Source organism: Kribbella qitaiheensis, from assembly GCF_014217565.1.
Lineage (GTDB): Bacteria > Actinomycetota > Actinomycetes > Propionibacteriales > Kribbellaceae > Kribbella > Kribbella qitaiheensis_A.
Window position 1 is genome coordinate 3661588 of record NZ_CP043661.1, and the last position, 16305, is coordinate 3677892.

Genomic DNA, 16305 nt, shown 5'->3' on the forward strand with positions numbered 1-16305 from the left:
CCTGCCGATTTACTTGCAACCTGATTTGTACCGCACAAACCGGTTCCGTGTCATTCAACAGGCGGAATGCGAGCTAAAGATGTGACTAAACCCTCCAAACGATCGACGCCGCCCTCGATCGTGACGATGGGTATTCATGTCACTCCGCGTACAGACCGCAGAACAAATCGGACCCGGGAATGGATATGACCGATGGTTGTGCTATGCAACGGCTCCCGGATCCGATTCCGGCCTACTCCGGACGAAGCAGCGGGAACAGAATCGTCTCCCGGATACCGGCACCGGTGAACAACATCACCAGCCGGTCCAGGCCCATCCCCAGCCCACCCGCCGGCGGCATTCCGAACTCCATCGCGCGGAGGAAATCCTCGTCCAGTTCCATCGCCTCGGGATCGCCGGCAGCGGCCAGCAACGACTGTGCTACCAGGCGTTCACGCTGGATGACCGGATCGTTCAGCTCCGAGTAGGCGACCCCTAGCTCGACCCCGTTGATGATCAGGTCCCATGCCTCGACCAGGCCCGGAATTTCGCGGTGCTGCTTCGACAACGGCCGCACCGACTCCGGATAGTCACGCACATAGGTGGGCTGGATCAAGGTGTGCTCGACCAGCTTCTCGTAGATCTCCAGTGCGATCTCACCCGCATTCCAGCCCGGCTGTAGCTCGACGTCGTGCTGCTCGGCCAACTTCGTCAAGGTCGCCGCGTCGGTGCTCGCGTCGACACCCTCGCCGACCGCTTCGGAGACCAGCTCGAAAAGTGTTGCGTGCCGCCATGGCTGGTCCAGATCGACGGTCGAACCGTCGCGCGCAGTAACCACTGTCCGGCCGACCGCACGGGCCGCGTTCCGGATCAGTTCCTGGATCAGTTCGGCCATCGAGTTGTAATCGCCATACGCCTGATAGGCCTCGATCATCGAGAATTCCGCGGCATGGGTAGAGTCCAGGCCCTCGTTGCGGAAGGTCCGGCCGATCTCGTAGACCCGGTCGACGCCGCCGATCATCGCGCGCTTGAGGTCCAGCTCCAGCGCGATCCGCAGCAGCATGTCCTGGTCGAAGGCATTCAGATGGGTCCGGAACGGCTTTGCCGCGGCACCGCCGTTGGTCAACTGCAAGACCGGCGTCTCCACCTCGATGAAGCCCTGGGCGTCGAAGGTCGACCGCAGCGACTTCAGCACCGCCGCCTTGGTCCGGACCATGTCGCGGGCCTCCGGGCGGACGATCAGGTCGACGTAGCGCAGCCGGACCCGGGACTCCTCGCTCAGCGGGGTGTGCTCGTTCGGCAGCGGCCGGAGCGTCTTGGCCGCCATCTGCCAGCCCGTGGCCTGCACCGACAGTTCGCCACGGCGGCTCGTGATGACCTCGCCCTGGACCGCCAGCAGGTCGCCGATGTCCACCAGCGCCTTGAACCGGGCCAGCTCCTCCTCGCCGAGATCCGCCAGCGACAGCATCACCTGCAGCTCGGTCCCGTCACCCTCCCGGAGCCGGACGAAGCAGAGCTTGCCGGTGTTGCGCAGGAAGATCACCCGGCCGACGACGGCCACCTGCTCGCCGGTCCGGGTATCGGCCGCCAGCTCCTGGGCGTCGTACCGATCCCGGAGCTCCTTCAGCAGGTGCGTCCGCTCGACCGCGATCGGATAGGGCTGCACCCCCTCGGCCAGCAGCCGGTCACGCTTCTCCAGGCGCACCCGCATCTGCTCGGGCAGGTCGTCCTGCCCACTGTCGGGGGTTGCCGGGGTCTCGCGTGCATCAGTCATGCCCAAAGGCTAGTGACTGAGCACCCCCTCGGCCGAATCCTTTGTCCACAGCCTGCTCCGCAGCACCAGTACGCCGGCGACCAGCGCGGCGAGGACGCCCAGCACTCCGGCCGTGATGAAGGTCGGGCGAATTCCCAGCAAAACTCCCGCCACACCACCGAGCGGGAGGGCCATCAGGCTGCAGGCGCGAACCGTTCCACCGAGAGCGGCGATGACCCGTCCGCGCAGGTGTTCAGCGGTCCTGGTCACCATCAAAGTACTGACGGCGGCGTTGAGCATGCCGCTGGCCCAGCCGATGGCTACCGACCCGATCGCCAGCATCACCACATTCGTGGCCAGCCCCAGCAGGACGCACGATGCCCCGATGCCCGCGATCCCGGCCGGCACGGCCCGTGATCGGCCGAGATCGGCCTTCAGCCGGCCGGTGATCCAGGCACCACCGATCGCGCCCGCGCCCGTCGCGGCCCCGAGGGCGCCGTACCCGATCGCCCCGATCCCGACCTCGTCGCGGATCAGGTAGATCTCCACCACGTTCACGCCCTCGCCGACCAGGACGAACACCCACAGCGACGGCACCAGGATTCGGAGCAGCCTGTCCTCGAAGATGCAGCGCAGTCCGATCATCAGATCGCCTCGTTCCCGAACGGCCCCCACCTCGGGCCGCCGCCGGGTCCGGACAAGCCGGGCGATCACCGCCAGTCCGACGAACGTCGACGCGTCCACCAGTAGAGCCCCGCCGTACCCGGACAGACCCACCAGCAGGCCGCCGGCCGCGGACCCGGCCAGAGTGGCCACCCCGATCAGAGCCTGGCTGGTCCCGGTAGTGCGACCGACCAGCTCCTCGCCGACCACCCGCGGGATCAGCGCACCCCAGGCCGGACCGGCAACGGCCTGCCCGAGTTGCAGTACGCAGACGAGCGCCAGCGTCGCGACCAGGCCGCTACTGAAGGCCAGGCCCACTCCCGTGACCGCTTGCAGCAGCGATGCCCACACGAGCACCTTGCGCGAGTCGTGACCGTCCACGATCCGGCCCGCGAACGGGATCATCACCACCGTCGGCAGCGCGAACGCCATCAGCAGCGCGGCGACCGCGCCCGGTCTCCCGCTGTCGTGGACCCGCAGCATCAGCGCCACCAGCGCGATCGAGTCGCCGGCGTACGAGACCGCACGGGCGGGCAGGACGAGGCGGATGTCGCGGAAAGACCAGATCGAAGTCTGAAGTGGTTGCTTCACAGTTGTGAAGTTAATGCTTCAGATTCCGCGATGTCAAGAGACCGGCTACGCTGTCGCCGTGGTCCCGAAGAACAAGCGCACAGTGAAGAAGCGCGTGGTGCTGACCGATCCGCGGGCGATCCGCGCCCTGGCGCACCCGGCCAGGCAGCGGATCATCGACGAGCTCTACAGCGGCAAGGTGCTGACCGCGACCGAGTGCGCGGAGCTGGCCGGGCTGACCCCGTCGGCGACCAGCTACCACCTCAGGGCGCTGTCACGCTGGGGCATCATCGAGCGCGCGGACACCTCCGCCGACGGCCGCGAACGTCCGTGGCGGGCACCGGCCCAGAGCCTGGTGATCTCGTCGCAGTCCACCGGCGCCGGCCGGCTGGCCAGTACGGCGATGATGCGGGCGAACGTCAACCGCGTGGTGGACCAGTTCGAGGAGATGTCCGACGACGACCCCTGGGACGACCTGAGCCTCCTGTCCCGGACCCGCCTGTGGCTCACGAAGACCGAGGCGGAGGAGCTCGGCAGGGAGCTCACCGGGCTGATCGACCGCTACCGCCGGGCCCGCACGGCGACGAGCCACCCCGCCGATACACGCCAGGTGGCCACTCTGCTGGCCGTAGTGCCACTAGGAAAGCCCTCCGCGGAGAGCTGACCCACGGGTACGACGTACTGAACTGTTAGGGACACATCGCGTGGGCGGGAGTACCTTCGAAGTACGAGGTATTCCGCCGTGCAGGTGATCGCATGCAGTCCTGGGTTTTGTGGTTGACCATTGCCGCCGTGCTTGGCATCGCCGAGCTGATGACGGCCACGCTTGACCTGCTGCTGCTCGCTGTCGCCGCGCTTGCGGCTGCCGGGGCGGGTGCGATCGGGCTGGGGACGGGCCTGCAACTACTGACGTTCGGCGTCGCGGCCGGCGCGATGATCACCCTGGTACGGCCGGTCGCACGCCGCCATCTCAACTCGCATCCCCAGCTGCGCACCGGCGTCGCGGCCCTGATCGGCCGGGAGGCCGTAGTACTGAGTGTTGTCGGCCGGGAGCCCGGACGGGTCCGGATCGGTGGCGAGGAGTGGAGTGCGCGTTCGTACGATCCTGACCTGCTGATTCCGGCCGGGACCACTGTCGACGTCTTCGCAATCGAGGGCGCGACCGCCCTCGTCCATCCCCGGGAGGATCCATGGCCGAACTGATCGTCGGGCTGGTCGTCGCCCTGCTGGCCGTCGTGCTCGTACTGCGAACGGTCCGGATCGTGCCGCAGGCCAGAGCCAGCAATGTGGAACGGCTCGGCCGGTACCTGCGGACCCTCGAGCCGGGTCTGAACATCGTGATCCCGTTCATCGACCGGCCCCGGGCGCTGATCGACCTGCGCGAGCAGGTGGTCTCGTTCGAGCCGCGCTCGGTGATCACCGAGGACAACCTGGTGGTCGACATCGACACGGTGCTGTATTTCCAGGTCACCGATCCACGCGCCGCGGCGTACGAGATCTTCAACTACATCCAGGCGATCGAGCAGCTGACCGTGACCACGCTGCGAAACGTGATCGGCAGCATGGACCTGGAGAGGACACTGACTTCGCGGGAGCACATCAACTCGCAACTGCGCGGCGTCCTGGACGAGGCGTCCGGCAAGTGGGGCATCCGGGTCAACCGGGTCGAGCTGAAGGCGATCGACCCGCCGCCGTCGATCAAGGAGTCGATGGAGAAGCAGATGCGCGCGAACCGGGAGAAGCGGGCCGTGATCCTCACCGCCGAGGGCCAGCGGCAGGCCCGGATCCTGACCGCGGAGGGTGACCGGCAGGCCGCGATCCTGCGCGCGGAAGGGCAGGCGCAAGCGATCGACACCGTGTTCCAGGCGATCCACCGCAACGATCCGGACCCGAAACTGCTGGCCTACCAGTACCTGCAGATGCTGCCCGAGCTCGCGAAGGGCCCCGGCAACACCTTCTGGGTGATCCCGTCCGAGGTCACGGCCGCACTACAGAACGTGACGAAGGCGTTCAACGGGACGAACCCTGAAATCCCCCGGGATTAACGGAGTTGTGAAGTAACTGGTTGCCTTCGGGTGCCAGGATGGAGGCATGGGGGCAACTATGCACGCGCTGGCCATCGCGATCCCGACCGGTGGGATCGCGATCGTGGCGTATCTGGTGGTCGGGCTGGTCATCGGCGTCGAGAGCATGGGGGTGCCGCTGCCGGGCGAGACCACACTGGTCGCCGCGGCGCTGCTGGCTTCGCAGGGTGACCTGAACATCTACTTCGTGATCGGCGCGGCCGCGACCGGGGCGATCATCGGCGACTCGATCGGCTACTTCATCGGGCGCAGGGCCGGCCGGAGCCTGTTCGAGCGGCTCGGCCGCCGGTTCCACCACTTCTCCGAGGCCCGGATCGTGAAGGCGGAGAAGTACTTCCACAAGTACGGCGTCTGGACGGTGTTCTTCGGCCGGTTCGTGGCGCTGCTGCGGATCTTCGCGGGCCCGATGGCCGGCATGCTCCGGATGCCGTACCCGCGCTTCCTCGCGGCCAACGCGGCCGGCGGCATCGCCTGGTCGACCACGATCGGCGTGGTGGCGTACAAGGTCGGCGACAACGCGGACAAGATCTTCGGCGAGGTGTCGGTCTGGGCGCTGGTCGCGATCGGCGTCGTCGCCGTCGGGGCGTACGCCGTCTACAAGATTCGCCGGCGCCGCGCGAACGCAGTACAGGATGGGACTCCGAGCGGTCCGATGCTCGCCGAGGCGTTGCCTGTCGCGGTACAGCTCACCCCGGAGGACGCGGAGACCTCAGCGGACGCGTAGCACCATGCTCGCCGTGGCCGTGCCGTAGACCGAGGTGCCTTGGTACTGCGTGCCGGGGACCAGGAACCGGTAGGCGAAGGTGCCTGGACGGACAGCCTTGAAGGCAATGCTCGCCCGGCCGTTCCTGATCGGGGCCTCCTTGATGCTCGCCCAGGCCTTGCCGTTCCAGAACTGGAAGATGGCCGCCTGATTCATGGCCGGCCGGACCCCCAGTGTCGCCGTGACCACGTCGTTGCGGTTGTGGACGTTGCCGCCGGCGTACCCGGCGCTGGCGATCTGGATCCGGCTGCGGCTCAGCGACGCCTTGCTGCTGGACGGCGTCGTCAGGGCCCCGACCCGGCTGGTGAGCGGGACGTAGGCGCGGTAGTTCCGCGTCCCGGCGGCGATCACCCGGATCTCGAAATAGCCGCCGAGCTGGGTCGTACTGCGGCCGACCTGGACCCACGGGCCGCCTGCCTTGCTCTGGGCCAGCAATACCACCGGCAGCCCGGCAGACGACGTTTGTTGCACTGCGCAACGACTCTCGGCGCAGCTGATCTGCTGCTGGACCGTCCGGCCGCGGATCGGCATCTGGCTGCCGAACGTCCACAGCGTCGGTACCCCGGTCGAGGTCGAACTCGTCCGCCCGGCGATCTCGGCACCGGTCAGTGAGGTCCACTCGTTCGTCGCCCGGAGCTGGAAGTAGTACGGCGGCCGGAGGTTCTTGACCACCTGCCGGGTCGTGGTCGTGCCCGGGCCGACGACGCGGAACGGTTGCCCGGCGCTGCCGACGATCGGGACGTAGAGCTGACTGTCGTGCGGCACGTCGAGCGGATCGCCCGGGGAGAAGTCCTGCTCCGGCGGTGGCACCTTCCAGCTCACCACCACGTCCTTGCCGGTGGGGGTCGCGATCGCGTCCGACGGCCGTAGCGGACCGTCCGTGTCGAACATCGGCGACAGCGCCGCCTTGCTGCTCACGCCGCCGATCGACGTACCGATCTCGACCGCGATCTTGTAGTTCCCGTCCGGCGGGAAGGCCGAGGCCGGGATCGCCCAGGTGTTCGGCTCGGTCGCGGGCAGGTACTTCACGTACGACGGGCTGGTGCTCACCACGCCCTGGATGGTGATCCGGTTCGGGGCGTCGGAGTCCTTCCAGCTGACCTGGACCGCCGTCCGGGTCTTGTCCGACCAGCCGATCGTCACTCCGGTCGGAACCGGGTCGGACGAGCAGGCGGTCAGCAGGGACGCGCCGAGCAGCGCGGTGAACGCAACGGCGAACACCTTGCGCATCACGTCTCACCCACCCCTCATAGCCGGACCGCGTAGACCATACATAGTCCGGACAAGCCGTTGACTACCAGTAGGGTCGAATCGTGATACTCGGGCCGGAAGCTTGCCGCGAACACCTGGTCGCCGCGGACCGCGCTTTCCTCGCCACCACCGGCGAGGATCTGCACCCGCACATCGTCCCGATCACCTTCGTCCTGACCGGCGACCAGCTCGTCTTCGCCGTCGACCAGAAGCCGAAGACCACTCGCTCGCTGCGGCGGCTGGCCAATCTGGGCTGGAATCCGCAGGCCGCCGTCCTCTGCGACCGGTACGACGCCGACTGGACCCAGCTCTGGTGGGTCCGAGCCGACGGCCACGCCACCGTCAGCTCTGACGGCCCTTTGACCGCCCTGGCCGCCAAGTACCCGCAGTACGCCGTAACTCCCCCAGCCGGCCCCTTCGTCACCATCACCATCGACAACTGGACCGGCTGGTCGTACAGCTAGGGAAGAACCTCAACACGAGCTGTACCCCGCTGCAGGCGCGGTGTCAGTGGTGAGATCCCTAGGGCTGGACGGTGATGACGAAGTTCGGGCTGTATGCGGCAGCGACGAGGTTGCCGCCGTACAGGTGGTTGGGGACGTAGTACCGGTAGGTGGTGCTGCCCAGACTTGCCCTGCTGATGGCGTTCCGGCCCCAGCCGTTGCGAAGGTTGACGTTCTGCACGAACACCCAGACCTTGCCGTTCCAGCGCTGCATGGCTGCCGCGCCTTCGATCGCGGGGCTCACGTAGACGTACATCTGTGGTGCTTCCCCGTAGTAGCGGTGGACCGTCCGGGAACCGTCAGTGGTGACCTTCTGCTGAACCGTGGTGGTCACGGCAGCGCTGTATCCGCCGTACCAGGCCGTCAAGCCGTCACTGCGGTTACCGATCGCCACCCGGTACTGACGGGTTCCCTGGCTCGGGATGGCGAATCGGTACTTGCTGCCGCTGAAGTCGCTGCCGGCAACGGCGTACCACGCGCTGGTCGCCGAGTTCCGTGCCTGCAAGGTGACCCTCGCCGTCGACGGCCCCGCGTAGGTACCGCTGACAACGGTGCTGGTGCCTGCGACCACCCAGCTCGGGACCGAGGCTGTGAAGGCTGTCGTCCGCGCGTGGCCCCGGGCACTGTCCACTCCGCGCGCCCACTCGTTCTCGGACCAGACGTAGAAGTCGTACGGCGGTTTGGGGCCCGCGAAGAACACCGTCGTCTCGGTAGTCGGCTTGCCGATCAGGACCGGAGCAGCGGAGCCGATCTGGTACGTCGGGTTGAAGGTCACCGGGTCAGCGCGGTCCAGCGGGTCACCAGGGTTCGGGTCCTGGTAGTTCCAGCCGTACCACCTGGCAGTCAAGGTGTTCGTTCCCGCCGGCCACATGTCCTCGAACAGCGGCTGCGCGGGGTAATGGATGTCGAAGGCCGCCGACACCGCGACCGGGCTCGTCTCGCCGGCCTCGGTCCCGGCGGCGACGCCGATCTCGAGAACGTCCTTGACTGTCGAGCCCTGTCGCACGGCGGACTTCGGTACGTCGAACGCGTTCGCGCCGTCGGCCGTTACGTGCCAGCCGGCCCGCTCGGTCGTCTCCCCCACCTTGCGTACGACGATCCGGTTCGGCTGGGGCGCGTCCTCGCTCCACGTCACGTGGATGAACTGGAAGGTGTCGTCCTTCCAAGAGACCTTCACGTCGGTGGGCGCCGAATCGGCGGCTGTCGCCGTGGGAGCGGTCAGGCCGACGGTGAGCAAGGCGAGAGTCAGTACTGCGGCGGCGTGCTTCACGAGATTCCTTGCGCTCGGCAACTAGCGGATGACGGAGAGGACGAAGTTCGGGCTGTAGGCGGCGGCGACCAGCATGCCGTCCTTAATGACGTTGGGCGAGTAGATCCGGTACGTCGAACTGCCGACGGCCTTGCCCGTGACCTTCGCCCAGCCGACATTGTCCTTCAGCGCGATGTTCTGCACGAACACCCACGTCTTCCCGTTCCACCGCTGCAACGCCACCAGCCCGGTCGGCAGGAACACGTTCAACTGCACATGCACGTTGGACGTCTGCCCCACCTTGATCGTCGGCGTCGTGAACACCCCGTAAACCCGCTGAAACGCCACGGTCTTCATCGGCGCGGAATACCCGCCGTAGAACATCGACCAATCGCCCCGGTCGGCCCCGCTTCGCGTGAACGAGTTGGCCATCGCGATGCGGTACTCCCGCGTCATGGCCAGAAAGCTGAACGAGAACGAACCGTCCTCGTACGACCCCACGTCATAGGTCACGACGTACCACGGGGAGGTTGGCGAGTTCCGTGCCTGCAGCACGACCCGCTGTTGCTGTCCGATCAGCTTTCCGTGGCTGCCGGTGATCTTCATCTCGGAGCCGTACTGCCACCGGGCCGGTGTCGTGGCTGTCAGCCTGGCGTGGTCGACGACCACGTCGTCCCCCGAAGCCACCGGAGCCCATCGGCTGCTGGTCTCGACATTGAAGGTGTAGTTGGGCGCAGGATGGCTGATGGAGAACTCGGTCTCCGTACCAGCCGGGCCGAGTGAGAACCGCTGCCGGTCGGCCGAGCGATACACCGGCTCATACTTCACCTGGTCATCCCCGTCCAGCGGATCCCCGGGGGTACTGTCCGGACCGGCCGTCGAGTGCGCCTTGACCGTGATGCCGGTCGCCGTCGGAGTGACCGCGTCGACCGTGGTGTCCGGCACGTAACCGTCGAACACCGCCGACCTACCCTCGGGACTCGTGACGGTGGTAACCGTTCCGGCCACCACCACGATCTGTAGATGAGCTCTGTTCCACAGATCGAGGGTGCCCACGGTCACTGTGTTCGGCCTGTCCGCGGCCGGGTAGAAGACCTCGCGGTCAGCGGACGCGTCGAGGTCGCGAACGACGACCTTGTTGGGCCGCGCCTCCGCCTCGTCCCAGGTCACCCGAATCGTGTGCGCGAAATGGGTGTCCCAGCTGACCTGCACATTCGTCGGCGCCGGGTCGGGGAGGTCGGCCGCGAAAGCTCCGGTTGGGAGCATGGATGTCAGCACGGTGGCGGTGACGGCGAGGGCGGGCCATTTCTTCATCAGGGCGGTGTCTTTCGGCAGAGGGCGATCAGTGTGTGGCGGTGGGTGCGGCCAGTCCTGCGGCCAGGAGGGCAGCGGGCAGGGCGGCGGCGATGACTTTCAAAGGAGTCCCCAGGGCTATTGCCGGCCTGTGTTCCCCCACTGGCCTCGGCTTGGGCATTCTGCAGCATGGTCGGTGCTCCCGACAACTAAGTTGCAGGTTGTTGCAGCCGGGTTTCGGCTCTACCTTGAGTCGAGGGGGTATCTCATGACATTCATCAGCACACCCGCGGCCGACGACTTCCTGGAAGCGAACCGGGCAGCGGCAGGGTACGTCCCCAATTTCGTCCATACCTTCGCGGCGCGGCCCGCGGTGTTCGAGGCGTGGAAGCAGCTCAACGGGGCAATCAAGGCGTCGATGGACCTGCGCCGGTACGAGCTCGCGACCCTGGCGGCCGCGACCGCGCTGAAGTCCAGCTACTGCAGCCTCGCCCACGGCCAGGTGCTGGCCGAGAAGTTCTTCACCGCCGAGGAGGTCGCGACCTTGACCACCAGCCCACCCGCAGATCCCGTCGACCGCGCGATCATGGCCTTCGCCCGCAAAGTGGCACTCAGCGCGGACCGGATCACCCAGTCCGACGTCGACGACCTCCGAGCCCTCGGCCTCTCCGATGAGGACGTTATGGACGTATCCCTCGCAGCCGCCGCCCGCTGCTTCTTCTCCAAAACCTTGGACGCCACCGGCACCAGCCCCGACCGCGAATACCACGACCTCCTCCCACCCGACTTGGTCAGCGCTCTGACCGTCGGCCGGCAGATCTGAGCTATTCCGGCTTGTTCTTGGCCGAGCCGTCGATTCGGTAGGGGGTTGTGACGCCCTCGTACATCAGGTGGGTCACCAAGCCCTGGGCCGCGTGGGGGAGGTTGTGGCAGTGGTCCATCCAGATGCCTGGATTGTCGGCCAGGAAGGCGATTTCGTAGGTCTCGCCGTCTTCGACGTTGAGAGAGTCGACTCGCCAGGGGCTGCCGGTGGCGGCTGTGCCGTTGCGGCTCAGGACGTAGATGTGGTGGCCGTGCAGGTGCATGGGGTGGACCTGGCCGCTGGTGTTCCTCACGGTCATCCGGACCACGTCTCCCTGCGCGACCATGAACATCGGTACGTCGGGGTACTGGTGGCCGTTGATCGTCCACCACAGCCCCGGTTTGCCGTTGAAGAGGCCGATCCGACGCCCGATCTTGTACTCGAAACGCCGATCCGCCTGCGAAGGATCGAACCCGAGCGGCGCCGGCTTTCCGTACGACAGCAGGTCCACCCGAGCTCGCGGTTCGGTCCCTGTCGGTGCGGCGCCTCCGTGCGGTCCCACGACCAAGGTGGTCGGTCCGCCGCCGAGGCCGACGCGTACCGCAGTACCGTCCGCCGGCACGGTCACCTGCAGATCAACACGTCCACCGGCCGTCACCAGCACCGACTTCCCCGAGACCTGCGGCGGCTGGTTCACCTCGGTCCCGTCCACCGCGACCACCTTGTACGGCGCGCCGTCGACCCAGGACGCCATCGGGCCGTTATCGGTGTTGATCAACCGCACCCGTACTACGGATCCAGGTGGAACGTCCGTACGACGTTCGCCGTACCCGCCATTGACTGTCCGGATCTTGTTGTACGTGTGCACTGCCGCGATCACGTCCTCGCCTGGCAGAGTCTTCTTCGGTGTCACCACCAGCGGACCGAACAGACCGTCCTTCACCTGCTCGTGCGACTGCTGGTGCGAGTGATACCAATACGTCCCGGCATCCCGTACGACGAATCGGTACACGAAGGTCTTCCCAGCCATCACCGCGTCCTGGGTGACCCCCGCGACCCCGTCCTCGGCGGCCGGTACGTCGACTCCGTGCCAATGCAGCGTCATCCCGTCGGAGACCGACTCGTTGACCAGCGTCACCTCGACCAGATCGCCTTGCATGGCACGGATCTCGGGCCCGGGCGAGACATGATTGAGCGTGTAGCCCTGCACGGATCCCCGCCCGGCGACCTCGAAGCGTTCCTTGCGCGCGACCAGCCGGACCATCAAGTCCGGCCGCCGATCGGCGGCCACGGTCAAGGTGCTGAGGTCGCGTTCGTGTCCCGCGTGCTCCGCAGCCATCCGCGGCCCGCCACCGTAGTCGGCGTACCCCATCGCCATCGGCGAAAGGTTGCCAGGCACCAGGCTGCGTTGCCAGAAGAACACAAGGGGAGCCAGCACGACCACCGTTGCGGCGATCGCGACCAGCTTGCGCCTCTGCACTAAGCGACGCCGTCCACTACGGCGTGACACCGACCGAAGTAGTTGCCTCAGGCGCCTTCATCTGCGCGGCCGCCCGCCGGCCCGCGATCGCCGCCACTCCGAGCAGCGCGAACGCGTTCAGCCCGTGCAGCGCACCGACCGCCGGCACCCCGAAGGACACGAACGCCAGCGTGATCTGCAGCACCACCAGTCCGACCACGATCGCCGCCCACTTCACGCCGCCGGCGACGTGCGCGAAGAACGAGACGATCAGCAACAGCAGCGCCAGGATCGGGATCACCATCATGCCGAACTGCCCATGCAGGGTGTGCCCGATGTTGCCGTCGTAGTTCTTGTCGATGACGAGGCCGTCGTCCATGTCCTTGATCGCGGTGAACCAGGCGAGCGCGATGAACATCGCCTGCAGCACCACCCCGGCCGCGATCAACATGGCCAGCACCCGATACGTCGCTTTCATGATCCTCCCCCGGACCCGCGCGACCCGCCCCCTTGCGACCACGCCCCAGGCCGTGGCCCCGAACCTGTCGGCCCAGGGATCGCTCACCTCATCGTGACGCCACCGCACCTCACATACAAGACGCATCCCCGCAGCCGGAACCTCACGCAAAGTAAGCGAATCAGTTGTTGCGAGCGTGCGCGTGGTGCAGACCGAGGAGAGGCAGGTACGGCTCGTGGTGGGTGATGGTCTGCGACTCGGGGACGATCAGGGCCGCGAGGGCTCCGGTCGCCACGACGGTCGCGGCCGAAAGCCCCTGCGCGGCGAGGATCCGGGTCACCAGGCCGTCGACCAGGGAGGCGAAGCCGAAGATGGCGCCCGACTGGAGGGCTTCGACGGTGTTCTTGGCGACCACCGAGCGGGGGCCGGATCAGTTCGACCCGGCGAAGCTGAGCGGCCACCGCGCCCAGAGCGTCGACCGAAGTTTCGATGCCCGGGGCAATCGCGCCACCGATGAAGGCCCCGGCCTCGTTGACCACATCCACCGTCGTCGCAGTACCGAAGTCCACGATCACACACGGAGCGCCGTACAGGTGGACCGCTGCCAAGGCGTTGGCGATCCGGTCCGTGCCGACCTCGCGGGGGTTGTCGACGAGGACGGGCAGCCCGGTCTTCACACCGGGCTCGACGACCACACTCGGGACTTTGGGGTAGTACCGCGCGACCAGGTCGCGCAGTTCGTGTAGGACACTCGGGACCGCCGAGCAGACGGCGACGCCGGAGACCGGCGACTCGCCTGCCAGCAGGCCGTCGAGGAGTACTGCCCATTCGTCCGCCGTACGGCGTGGGTCGGTCCCGACCCACCAGTGGCGCCTGACCGTTCCTTCGAAGATCAAGCCCACCAGGGTCCGGGTGTTCTCCACCGCGACGGCGAGCAGCATCAGGGTTCCTGCAGGTCCATCGCGATGTCGAGAACCGGCGCAGAGTGGGTGAGCGCTCCGACCGCGAGGTAGTTCACGCCCGTCTCGGCGACCTCGCGAGCAGCGCCCAGCGTCAACCCACCCGACGCTTCCAGCCGGGCACGCCCGTCGATCTTCTCCACCGCTTCCCGCAACAACGGCACGGCCATGTTGTCGAGCAGGATCAGCTCCGCGCCGGCCTCGACCGCGATCAGCGCGTCCTCGACCGTGTCGACCTCGACCTCGATCGCGATCTCCGGATAGGCCTTGCGGACCAGGCGGAACGCCTCCGCGACGCCACCCGCGGCGATCACGTGGTTGTCCTTGATCAGCGCCGCGTCGGACAACGCCATCCGGTGGTTCTTACCACCACCACAACGGACGGCGTACTTCTCCAGGCTGCGCAGCAACGGCATCGTCTTGCGGGTGTCGCGGATGACCGCACCGGTGCCGTCGACCGCGTCGACCCACCGGCGGGTGAGCGTCGCGACGCCGGACAGGTGGCAGAGCAGGTTGAGCGTCGTCCGCTCGGCCGTGAGCAGTTGCCGGGTCTTCCCGCGCACCGTCATCAGGATGTCGCCGGCCTTGACCGCGGCCCCGTCCACGACGGAGTGCTCGATCTCCACCTCTTCCTTGCCCGCGACCAGCCGGACCACCAGTTCGGCGACCTCCAGGCCGGCCACGACACCGTCGTCTCGGGCGACGAACTCCGCCACCGAGATCTGGTCAGCCTCGACGGTCGCCGTGGTGGTGACGTCGACACCCCCGGCCAGGTCCTCCTCGATGGTGGCCCGGACGAGGTCCTCGACCCATTGCCTGTCGAGCGTGTCATCCATACCGCTACTTCCCCTCCGGTGATTCCTTCAGTGCCACGAAAGCCGTGACGGGCCTACTCGAGTCGCCCTCAGCGGCCAGTGTGAGGTCCAGATTGCCCGACCAGTTCTCGTCGTCGCGATCCGGGTGGTCCTCACGCCAGTGTGAGCCGCGGCTCTCCTCCCTCGTGGTGGCAGCGGCGATCAGCGCGGAGGCGACCGTGAGCAGGTTCGTCGCCTCCCAGCCCGGCGTCCCCGGCTCGCCTGCGGGCTGCTCGATCAGCTTGGCCAGGGTGGCACCGGCCTCCGCCAGACCACTCGCACTCCGGATCACCCCGGCGCCGACCGTCATCACCCGCTGCATCTCCGGTACTACGTCCGCGTCGACCAGGCCCGGCACCCGAGCGTCGACAGCCGGTTCGCGGAACTCGGGCAGCTTCGCGGCCAGCGAATTCGTGATCCGCTTGGCGAAGACCAGGCCCTCCAGCAGCGAGTTCGAAGCGAGCCGGTTCGCACCATGGACGCCGGTACAGGCGACCTCGCCGCAGGCGTACAACCCGGGCACGGAAGTCTGACCTTGCAGGTCGGTCCAAACCCCACCGGACGAATAGTGGCAAGCGGGCGCGACCGGGATCAGTTCGCGGACGGGGTCGATACCGTGCGACCGGCAGGACGCCAGGATCGTCGGGAACCGGACCCGCCACTTCTCATCACCGAAATGCCGGGCATCGAGGAACACATGATCTTTGCCCGAGGCAAGCATCTGGCGCATGATCGCCTTCGCCACAATGTCGCGCGGCGCCAGGTCCGCAAGCTCGTGCCGGCCCTGCATGAAACGGTTGCCCTGGTCATCGACCAGGAACCCGCCCTCGCCACGCACCGCCTCAGACACCAACGGCTGTTGGCCTTTCGCGCTCTTACCCAGCCAGAGCACGGTCGGATGGAACTGCACGAACTCCAGGTCGCGTACCTTCGCCCCGGCCCGCAACGCCAGCGCCATCCCGTCACCGGTGGAGACACTCGGGTTCGTGGTCGCGGCGTACAGCTGACCGAGCCCACCCGAAGCCAGGATGACCGCGCGGCTGCGGATCGCGCCGACGCCGTCCAGTTGGCCCTCGCCCATCACGTGCACGGTGACGCCCGCGATCGCGCCGTCCTCGGCCGTCAACAGGTCGAGCACCAGGGCATGCTCCATCAACCGGATGTCGGGTGCCCGCTTCACCGCGGCCACCAAAGCCCGCTCGATCTCCGCTCCGGTCGCGTCGCCACCGGCATGCGCGATCCGGTTGCGGTGATGGCCGCCCTCCCGGGTCAGCGACAGGCCCCCGTCAGCAGCGGTGTCGAACCGCGCACCAAGCTCGATCAGATCCCGTACGGCGTCAGGCCCTTCGGTGACCAGGGCCCGTACCGCGACCGGATCGCTCAGCCCGGCCCCGGCCACCAGGGTGTCCTGCAGGTGGTCCTCAGGCGAATCACCAGGGTCGAGCGCGGCCGCGATCCCACCTTGCGCCCACTGCGTCGACCCCGAGGCGACAACGTCCTTCGTCACCACCAGCACCGTGCCGAGTTCGCGAGCCTTGAGCGCAGCCGTCAGTCCCGCGATCCCCGAACCGATCACCACCACGTCGACGGTGTCGGTCCAACCTGGTTCGGGCGCAGCCAGCCGTTGCGGCACAGCAGGAGCAGTCATTCAGCGACCGTATCAAGC

Annotated in this window: 16 protein-coding genes and 1 pseudogene; 6 read left to right on the forward strand and 11 right to left on the reverse strand. The window is 67.3% G+C overall.

Going from position 1 to position 16305, the window contains the following annotated elements; genetic code table 11:
• Positions 1–232 precede the first annotated feature (232 nt).
• Together lysS and F1D05_RS17010 are read right to left on the reverse strand one after the other, a co-directional pair.
• Positions 233–1753 (reverse strand): lysine--tRNA ligase, encoded by a 1521-nt coding sequence (gene lysS, locus F1D05_RS17005; protein WP_185448568.1) that lies wholly within the window; start codon positions 1751–1753, stop codon positions 233–235.
• A gap of 9 nt (positions 1754–1762) precedes the next feature.
• Positions 1763–2986 carry an MFS transporter gene (locus tag F1D05_RS17010; RefSeq protein ID WP_185448569.1) on the reverse strand — a complete coding sequence of 408 codons (1224 nt, stop codon included), beginning with the start codon at positions 2984–2986 and terminating at the stop codon, positions 1763–1765.
• A gap of 58 nt (positions 2987–3044) precedes the next feature.
• On the opposite strand from F1D05_RS17010, the gene F1D05_RS17015 reads away from it, so the two are divergent.
• From F1D05_RS17015 to F1D05_RS17030, 4 genes are all read left to right on the forward strand, one after another.
• A complete protein-coding gene (locus F1D05_RS17015; RefSeq protein ID WP_206686240.1) occupies positions 3045–3629 on the forward strand; it encodes an ArsR/SmtB family transcription factor in 585 nt (194 codons plus the stop codon).
• 92 nt (positions 3630–3721) lie between these two features.
• On the forward strand, positions 3722–4168 hold the full coding sequence (locus F1D05_RS17020) for an NfeD family protein (protein ID WP_185448571.1): 447 nt from the start codon (positions 3722–3724) through the stop codon (positions 4166–4168).
• Entirely contained in the window at positions 4156–5010 is an 855-nt protein-coding gene (locus tag F1D05_RS17025; protein WP_185448572.1) for an SPFH domain-containing protein, read from the forward strand. Before F1D05_RS17020 ends, F1D05_RS17025 begins: the two co-directional genes overlap by 13 nt.
• A 46-nt stretch (positions 5011–5056) precedes the next feature.
• Positions 5057–5773: a DedA family protein gene (locus F1D05_RS17030; protein WP_185448573.1), complete on the forward strand. Its 717-nt coding sequence runs from the start codon at positions 5057–5059 to the stop codon at positions 5771–5773.
• Here F1D05_RS17030 and F1D05_RS17035 read toward each other — a convergent pair.
• Entirely contained in the window at positions 5759–7042 is a 1284-nt protein-coding gene (locus F1D05_RS17035; protein WP_185448574.1) for a fibronectin type III domain-containing protein, read from the reverse strand. The two genes, F1D05_RS17030 and F1D05_RS17035, sit on opposite strands and share 15 nt — an antisense overlap.
• 83 nt (positions 7043–7125) lie before the next feature.
• Here F1D05_RS17035 and F1D05_RS17040 point away from each other — a divergent pair, with 83 nt between their 5' ends.
• Positions 7126–7527: a TIGR03668 family PPOX class F420-dependent oxidoreductase gene (locus F1D05_RS17040; protein WP_185448575.1), complete on the forward strand. Its 402-nt coding sequence runs from the start codon at positions 7126–7128 to the stop codon at positions 7525–7527.
• 58 nt (positions 7528–7585) lie between these two features.
• On the opposite strand, the gene F1D05_RS17045 is transcribed toward F1D05_RS17040, so the two are convergent.
• Both F1D05_RS17045 and F1D05_RS17050 read right to left on the reverse strand, forming a co-directional pair.
• A complete protein-coding gene (locus F1D05_RS17045) occupies positions 7586–8836 on the reverse strand; it encodes a hypothetical protein (RefSeq protein WP_185448576.1) in 1251 nt (416 codons plus the stop codon).
• Between the two features lie 21 nt (positions 8837–8857).
• On the reverse strand, positions 8858–10129 hold the full coding sequence (locus F1D05_RS17050; RefSeq protein WP_185448577.1) for a hypothetical protein: 1272 nt from the start codon (positions 10127–10129) through the stop codon (positions 8858–8860).
• A 247-nt stretch (positions 10130–10376) separates the two neighbouring features.
• Between F1D05_RS17050 and F1D05_RS17055 the strand changes: the two genes are divergently transcribed.
• Positions 10377–10931 (forward strand): carboxymuconolactone decarboxylase family protein, encoded by a 555-nt coding sequence (locus F1D05_RS17055; RefSeq protein ID WP_185448578.1) that lies wholly within the window; start codon positions 10377–10379, stop codon positions 10929–10931.
• A 1-nt stretch (position 10932) separates the two neighbouring features.
• Here F1D05_RS17055 and F1D05_RS17060 read toward each other — a convergent pair whose 3' ends face one another.
• The 6 genes and pseudogenes from F1D05_RS17060 to F1D05_RS17080 form a co-directional block, all read right to left on the reverse strand.
• On the reverse strand, positions 10933–12390 hold the full coding sequence (locus F1D05_RS17060) for a multicopper oxidase family protein (RefSeq protein WP_185448579.1): 1458 nt from the start codon (positions 12388–12390) through the stop codon (positions 10933–10935).
• Positions 12391–12406: 16 nt separating this feature from the next.
• A complete protein-coding gene (locus F1D05_RS17065; RefSeq protein ID WP_185448580.1) occupies positions 12407–12847 on the reverse strand; it encodes a hypothetical protein in 441 nt (146 codons plus the stop codon).
• Positions 12848–13007: 160 nt separating this feature from the next.
• Positions 13008–13241 (reverse strand): hypothetical protein, encoded by a 234-nt coding sequence (locus F1D05_RS42560; protein WP_343066669.1) that lies wholly within the window; start codon positions 13239–13241, stop codon positions 13008–13010.
• Positions 13242–13308: 67 nt separating this feature from the next.
• Positions 13309–13767: pseudogene (locus F1D05_RS42565) on the reverse strand (type III pantothenate kinase); the annotation flags it as partial.
• Positions 13767–14621: a carboxylating nicotinate-nucleotide diphosphorylase gene (nadC, locus tag F1D05_RS17075; protein ID WP_185448581.1), complete on the reverse strand. Its 855-nt coding sequence runs from the start codon at positions 14619–14621 to the stop codon at positions 13767–13769. The gene nadC and the pseudogene F1D05_RS42565, both read right to left, overlap by 1 nt.
• Before the next feature lie 4 nt (positions 14622–14625).
• Positions 14626–16287, reverse strand: coding sequence for an L-aspartate oxidase (locus tag F1D05_RS17080; RefSeq protein WP_185448582.1), 1662 nt, complete (start codon positions 16285–16287; stop codon positions 14626–14628).
• Positions 16288–16305 lie beyond the last annotated feature (18 nt).